At 35.5% G+C, this 7,461-nt stretch carries 5 protein-coding genes; 4 read left to right on the top strand and 1 reads right to left on the bottom strand.

Going from position 1 to position 7,461, the window contains the following annotated elements:
• The 4 genes from ACFSJT_RS00005 to ACFSJT_RS00020 all read left to right on the top strand — a co-directional run.
• A partial coding sequence (locus ACFSJT_RS00005) for a DUF6443 domain-containing protein (RefSeq protein WP_378318111.1) occupies positions 1 to 3,451 on the top strand: 3,451 nt, incomplete at its 5' end.
• A gap of 5 nt (positions 3,452 to 3,456) precedes the next feature.
• On the top strand, positions 3,457 to 3,849 hold the full coding sequence (locus tag ACFSJT_RS00010) for a hypothetical protein (protein ID WP_378318112.1): 393 nt from the start codon (positions 3,457 to 3,459) through the stop codon (positions 3,847 to 3,849).
• A 232-nt stretch (positions 3,850 to 4,081) separates the two neighbouring features.
• The gene (locus tag ACFSJT_RS00015; protein ID WP_378318113.1) at positions 4,082 to 6,373 is read left to right on the top strand and encodes an RHS repeat domain-containing protein; all 2,292 of its coding nucleotides are present in this window, start codon (positions 4,082 to 4,084) and stop codon (positions 6,371 to 6,373) included.
• Between the two features lie 5 nt (positions 6,374 to 6,378).
• Positions 6,379 to 7,098, top strand: coding sequence for a hypothetical protein (locus ACFSJT_RS00020; RefSeq protein WP_378318114.1), 720 nt, complete (start codon positions 6,379 to 6,381; stop codon positions 7,096 to 7,098).
• A gap of 52 nt (positions 7,099 to 7,150) precedes the next feature.
• Here the strand turns inward: ACFSJT_RS00020 and ACFSJT_RS00025 are convergent, their stop codons facing one another.
• Positions 7,151 to 7,303, bottom strand: a complete 153-nt coding sequence (locus ACFSJT_RS00025) for a hypothetical protein (protein WP_378318115.1) — start codon at positions 7,301 to 7,303, stop codon at positions 7,151 to 7,153.
• Positions 7,304 to 7,461 lie beyond the last annotated feature (158 nt).

The following is a 7,461-nucleotide window of genomic DNA, read 5'->3' on the forward strand; positions in this document are numbered from 1 at the left end:
CCAAAGCTTCCAGGAGCCGGTACAGTCAACAACAGAGCTTCAATACAACAAAGATGTGATCGAAAGTGTATCGTATCATGATGGATTAGGAAGAGCCAAACAACAAGTGGCCATCAAAGCCTCACCTGATGCTCAAGATATCGTCACTTATATCGAATATGACAGTTATGGAAGACAAGCCAAACAATACCTTCCGTTTGCATCCAGTGCTGCAGTAGGAAGCTATAAAACGGTACATATCGAAAATGATATCAATGCATACTATAAAAACAAATATGTCGACGATTTTGAAGGGATCACAGATTTTACACAAATAAATGCCTATAGCGAAAGTGTGTTGGAGGCGTCGCCGTTGAACCGGGTATTGGAACAAGGAGCTCCCGGAAAGGATTGGAAAGCAGATCCCAATAGTGATACAGATCACACCCTTAAGTTTGATTGGGACACCAATGAAGCTAATGAAGTAACTCATTTCAAAGTGACTTTTGCAAATGCAGACACCGAGAAACCCCAATTGGTAAAAGAAGCGTATTATCCAGAAAATACCTTACAACTTACCATCACCAAGGATGAAAACTGGGCCCCGAACCAAACACACCCAGATGATCATACCACCAGGGAGTATACCAATCACCTCGGGCAGGTGATCTTAAAACGCACCTTTAACGGTGGGATTGAACACGATACCTATTATGTATATGATGATTATGGGAATCTCACCTATGTACTCCCACCAAAAGTAGATGTATCTGATGGTATTTCTAACACCGAGCTTGCCGAACTATGTTACCAGTACACATACGATTACCGAAACCGAATGATCGAAAAGAAAGTATCTGGCAAGGGACGGGAATATATTATATACAACAAACTCGATCAACCAGTGATGACCCAGGATGCATTATTAAATGCAGAATCTGCCTGGTTATTTACCAAATATGATCAATTTGGCAGGGTTGCTTATACAGGAAAACTTACCGATAACCGAGAACGAAACATAGTACAAGAGGAAGCAACGGCGTATACTAATGATTTATGGGTAGAAAGAGGCAATGTCAATGTGATCGGTGGTGTAACCATGTATTACACCAATGGAGGCTATCCTGATGTGCAGAATGGAGAAGTATTGACCATCAATTATTACGATGATTATGGATTTGACACAGCTGGGATCAATGATCCGGGTACGGTTGACGGGGTAGGCACCACTGATCGTACCCAATCCCTGGCTACCGGTAGCAAAGTAAAAATACTGGATACCAATGATTGGATCACTACGGTTACCTATTATGATACAAAAGGAAGACCGATTTATGTAGCCAGCAAAAATGACTATCTCAATACTACTGATATTGTAGAAAGTACATTGGATTTTGTAGGTAAAGTTGAAGAAACTACGACAACCCATCGCAAGACTGGTCATGAGGAGATAAAAACAGTAGATGTCTTTACCTATGATCATATGGGAAGGTTAAAAGATCAAAAACAAACCATAGGAAGCCATGAAGAAACTATTGTAGAAAACAGCTACGATGAGCTAGGACAGCTACAATCTAAAACTGTTGGTGGAGGATTACAAGATGTAGACTACACCTATAATGTAAGAGGTTGGTTAAAAGGAATCAATGATGTGAACAATCTTGGGGATAACTTGTTTGGTTTTGCCATAGAATATAACAGTAACACTAATGCATTATACAATGGTAACATCTCCAAAACTTCCTGGAAAACCGCCAATGACAACATAGCCCGAAGTTATGACTATACCTATGATGCGCTCAATCGTATTTTAACAGCGACTAGTGATGACAATCGTTATAACGTATCGGGTATACAATATGACAAAATGGGGAATATTGAAAGCTTAACCAGAAACGGTTGGCAAAATACCTCAAGTTATACCAATATGGATGTATTAGCTTATAATTATGATGAAGGGAATAAGCTTTTAAAAGTAACCGATAATGGTAATGACAACTATGGTTTTAAAGACGGTACCAATACCAATGATGACTTTGACTATGACGAAAATGGCAACATGATCCTGGATCAAAACAAAGGAATCTCGAGCATCACCTACAACTATCTTAATTTACCAGAAACAGTTTCGATAAGTAACAACGAGGGTACAGGAACTATTTCTTATATTTACGACGCCACTGGAGCGAAGTTGAAGAAGATCGTGACAGAGGGAAGTTCTGTAACAACCGAATATGCTGGTAAGTATGTCTATAAAAATGGCAGCCTGGAGTTCTTTAACCAGCCCGAAGGGATTGTAGAAAAAGAAGCTGATGGGTATAAGTATGTCTATCAATTTACAGATCATCTGGATAATATTAGGTTATCTTACAAGGATGCCAACAAAGATGGTACCATTACCCAGGATGAGATTGTACAGGAGAAGAATTATTATCCTTTTGGGTTAGCTCATAAAGGGTATAATGATGTGTTGCGAGGGAGGAATCATACTTATGGATTTGGAAGTGTAGAAGAGCAAAACGAACTTGGTTTAGATTGGCTTGATATTACCGCACGTAACTATAATCCAGAGCTTGGCAGGTGGATGAATATTGATCCTCTTGCCGAACAAATGACAAGGCATTCTCCTTACAACTATGGGTTTGATAATCCTGTATATTTTATGGATCCTGATGGAATGGCACCAATATCTGCTACTGGTGCATATGGTGAAAGTTTTGCAACAGCGGCGGTAGACCATTACCAGTTTGGTGAAATTAGTGACGCAGGTGAAGGTATTGAAAAAAATAATCCTCCAAATAAGTATAAGCAATGGTTCGATGCTAAAGCCCAGCAGTATGATGAAGTATTAAATGATATTGATCCTATTGGCCAGGTTAATCGAGGAATGAAAGAAGGTGCTACAAACTTCTTTTCAGATGTATTAAGTGCTCCAGCACCAAAAATGGATTGGTTAGATTGGTTACTTGGACCAATTGGCTTAATAACTAAACAACCTTTCGATTTTGGTCAATCTGTAACTAATAGAGTAGTAGAAGGGGACAATTTTGGAGCAGGTTATAGTTTGGGAAGTGCCTTTACTGGTTCAGCAGTGGGTGCTGGAATAGGCTTAGGATTTAGAGGTCTAAGTAATGTAAATCTTACGACATCTAATGGATTCTTAATTGGTTCTGTAGGCTTTAAACTTCCAATTAATTTGAGAGTAGGATTGTTTGCATCAAATAATACGTTAAAGTATCAAACATTTAATTGGAGTACGGTTGCACCTAAATTTTTTAGCGGAAAACAGTGGTTTGGTAGAAGAATGTTACAGATAACTCCTGAGTTTCAATCTAACTTAGGACCATGGAGTTCTCAAGTAATACCAAAGGGTACATATGTGAGATTTGGATTAGTAGGACCTCAAAAAGGCATGGGTATTGGATCATGGATACAATTCTATACTTCAGAAGGTGTGAAATTTAAAAAATAATAAAAATGGATAGTAGTTCAAATATTAAGTTTGAAGATCCTCATCAAATTCTAGGAATGGGTGGTCCATGGATTGGAAAGTTATACATTCAAGATGAGTTAGTCAGCCAAAATGTAGTTGTTGATAATTTTTTTCAAGATAAAAAACTGAATAGAGTTTATTTTATAATATATAAAAAGACTTCTAGATGGTTAAAAAAGAATTATTTTTATGTTGCATTTTTTGATCTTAAATCTAAGATTGTTTTTCAGTATGATAATAAATTCGATATGATCTATATAAATGAAGTTTGTAATGGGGAAGAGTTATCATATTATGATGCTTTTCATGATAAAAATCCTAATTTAGAAAGGAAAATAATTTTAAATAACCCAGATTTCCACAGTAAAACCAAGTAGAAATTGTTAAAATATTAGGCAGCAACTTTTTGATAGGATTGCTGCCTTTTATCTGGTTAAAAATTCTAAAAGAGACCAGATATGATGTTCAAGGTTTTGATTTTTTGTATCCAAAACTTTCTCATTACCGAAAAATGAAACTCAGATCTCATAACATTGCACAACATAATCTCTAAAGATTAACTTATCGCATAAAATAAGCACCCAGCTCTACGAAGTTTGTGCTCTGCGAATGTCTGTGACTTCCCCTATTACGGTGTATGGTGTTCCTGTATCAGATCGTACAAAGACTTTAAGTACTGGTTCAAAAGTAAAAGTATTAGGTACTTCATATTGGACTACCACAGCGACGTATTATGATAATAAAGCAAGAGTAATATATGTTGCTAGTACAAACGAGTACTTAAACACTTCTGATATTGTAGAAAATAAGTTGGATTTTGTAGATAAGATAGAACGTACAAAAACTACGCATAGAAAAGGAAATAATACCCCGATCATCACCGAAGATATTTTTGAATATGATCATATGGGTAGACAGCTAAAACAGACCCAGATCATTAATGGTCAGGAAGAAATCATAGCCGAAAACAGATACGATGAGTTAGGTAGGTTAGAATCTAAAGTAACGGGTGGTGGTCTACAAACCATTGATTATACTTATAATATACGAGGTTGGATGACACAGATTAATGACCCATTAAATCTTGGTAAAGATTTATTCAGTTTTGGCGTACATTATTCTCAACCAACCCACGGTGCTACAGCTTTGTACAATGGAAATATAGCAGAGACAGAGTGGCGTACTGCTAACGATAATGTTTTACGTTGGTACTCGTATCGCTACGATGCACTCGACCGAATTACAGGAGCTATTAGTAATGATGGTAAATACGATCTATCCTTAGTAGAATATGACAAAATTGGAAATATTACCAAATTACAGCGTAAAGGACATCTTAATGAGGCTGCTACAAGCTTCGGGATGATGGATAATTTAACTTATACCTATCATAGCGGAGGAAATAAACTAAAAGCTGTTGTTGATGCAATTACTCAACCGTTTGGGTTTGCCAAGAAAAGTACTGCTGTTGCAAATAACCAATATAGTTATGATTTAAACGGTAATATGATTACTGACCCTAATAAAGGGATCACAGCGATTAATTATAACCATTTAAACTTACCGCAAGCCGTGACAATTAATAATAATACAAACAGTGGTAATATCCAGTATGTATATGATGCTACAGGAGCTAAGTTAAGAAAGACTTCCACAGAGGGTAATGCGACGGTAACGACGGATTACGCGGGGAACTATATTTATAAAAACGGTATATTGGAGTTCTTTAACTACGCCGAAGGATATATAGAGCCTAATACTAGCAACGGTTTTGATCATATTTATCAATTTAAAGATCATTTAGGGAATATTAGGTTATCTTATGCAGACAATGACAATGATGGCAAGATAGATATAGTAAGAAACAATGCAGACCTTGATGGTGATAATGACTATGCACACGAAATTAGAGAGGAGAAAAACTACTATCCCCACGGGTTAGTTCAAAAAGGTTATAATTATACAATAAGAGGAAGAAAGCATAGTTATGGTTTTGGTGGTAAAGAAGAAAACGAAGAGTTAGGACTATCTTGGATAGACTTTACTGCTAGAAATTATGATGCTTCAATAGGTAGATGGATGAACATTGACCCATTAGCGGAAGATATGCGCAGATACTCACCTTACAACTATGCATTTAACAATCCTATTTATTATATTGATCCTGATGGAATGTCTCCATTTGATAATTATACGATATATTCAGATGGTTCGATCTTGAGGCAGAAAACTGACGATGAAACCGATACATTTACTTATGTTGATGAAGGCGGAACTTCTCACGAAATCGGGACTTATGACAAAAATGAAAATGGTTTGATACAATTAGAAGATATAAATTATAGTATGGGAGATACAGAAGTCAAAGTAACAACAAAACCAGGTAATGGTTATAGATTGTATGTTTCTGGTAAATCTTTATCTTCATTAATTGGAGCATCTGCAGACTCTGGCGAAGAAATCTATGTAGTAAGTGCTAGTAAATCTGATGGTTCTTCTCCACCGCCAAGTACGTCTCATAAAAATGGTAAAAATATTGATATTAGATATGCGGGTAATAATGGTTCTAGAGATGCTATTGATTATGAAGATAGTAAGACAAACTTTGATAAGATAGATCAGACAGCATCTGCCTCTATGAATGCAGGATTAAAGAAATTTGGTTGGAAAGATATTAAATCTTCTAAGCTAACAGTTACCAATACCACTACTACTGGTGCAGATGGTAAAGAAGTAACAGAAACCACATCTACTACTTACAAAGTTAGTGGTACGAAGCATTTAAAAAATCACTATAATCACGAGCATTTACAAGGGTATAAACCAAATGTTACAACAAGAAATTTACAAACACCTATAAGTTTACAGAGCTTACCGCCTGTACAATTATATAATCAATAAATATTATGACTAGTTTTTTTATTAAAATATTAATGGTATTAAGTTTTATCAGTTGTTCTGATAAAGGCAAATCTAATATGACGAAGCAAGTAGATACTGAAAAAAAAGTATCTTCTGTTAAACAGGATAAAGAGGTTTTAAGTTCCAATAATAAAGGCTACTTGTTTATAGAAATATCTAAGATATACCATAATCAAGGAGAGTTTTCTATACAAGGAGAGGATAATACTTCTATGTTTTACTTTGTAAATAAAAATGTCACCATCAACGGTAAAACATACGATATTATTAATGATGAGCATTTATATAAAAATTTTATTGAGGTAGAATCTTACTTCCCTGAGTATGGTATATTTATTATTAAAGCGGAGAAGTTACAAGATGGTAATTATGCAGCAGTTATTAATGGCAATAAAGCTAAAATAGATGGAGTAAAACACAAAGCCATCTTAAATTTTAAGACACCAGAGCAATACGTTTTAGATGGGTACCCTAATCCTAGTAAAGATAATCCTGTAAGAGTTAGTCCAAATGAAAGTTCTGATATTTTACCGAACTATGGAGATCATACATACAAATCATTAGAAATTAATGGTGAATGGTTGAAAGTAAAAGATGATAAAGATTGTTATTCAGGTGAAGAACCTTCAAAAAAAGATATTATGGGTTGGATAAGATGGATGAAAAATGGTGAAGTTATAATAGATATTAGACATAGTTGTTAATGGCAGATTAACCATTATGAACAAAACCACTCCTAAAAACCGAGTGGTTTTTTTATGCATACGCTTGTCGTGTTTTATAATCTCTAACGTAAGCATCAATAACTTTGATAAGGGAATCTTTAATATCATCAGGCATATTATCGATCTCTTTAAAATACTTTAATAGCGAAGTATCTTTAATAGCATTGGTATCATCGCTACCCAATAAGAAATCAGTAGTAACCCAGCTCTACGAAGTTTGTGCTCTGCGAATGTCTGTGACTTCGCAGCGTCAACAGAGAGCAAGTAACAATAATTGCATAATTGACTAAAAAGTAATCATCATTACGTGATTGCTTTTCTATTTGCAAACTTCGCATAGCA

Origin of the sequence: Aquimarina celericrescens (genome assembly GCF_042682765.1) — a bacterium.
GTDB classification, from domain to species: Bacteria; Bacteroidota; Bacteroidia; order Flavobacteriales; family Flavobacteriaceae; genus Aquimarina; species Aquimarina celericrescens.

Bases quoted from the DNA above. Each gene is read 5' to 3' on its own strand.
- ACFSJT_RS00015 (WP_378318113.1), top strand. From the start codon at position 4,082: ATGTCTGTGACTTCCCCTATTACGGTGTATGGTGTTCCTGTATCAGAT.
- ACFSJT_RS00010 (WP_378318112.1), top strand. From the start codon at position 3,457: ATGGATAGTAGTTCAAATATTAAGTTTGAAGATCCTCATCAAATTCTA.
- ACFSJT_RS00020 (WP_378318114.1), top strand. From the start codon at position 6,379: ATGACTAGTTTTTTTATTAAAATATTAATGGTATTAAGTTTTATCAGT.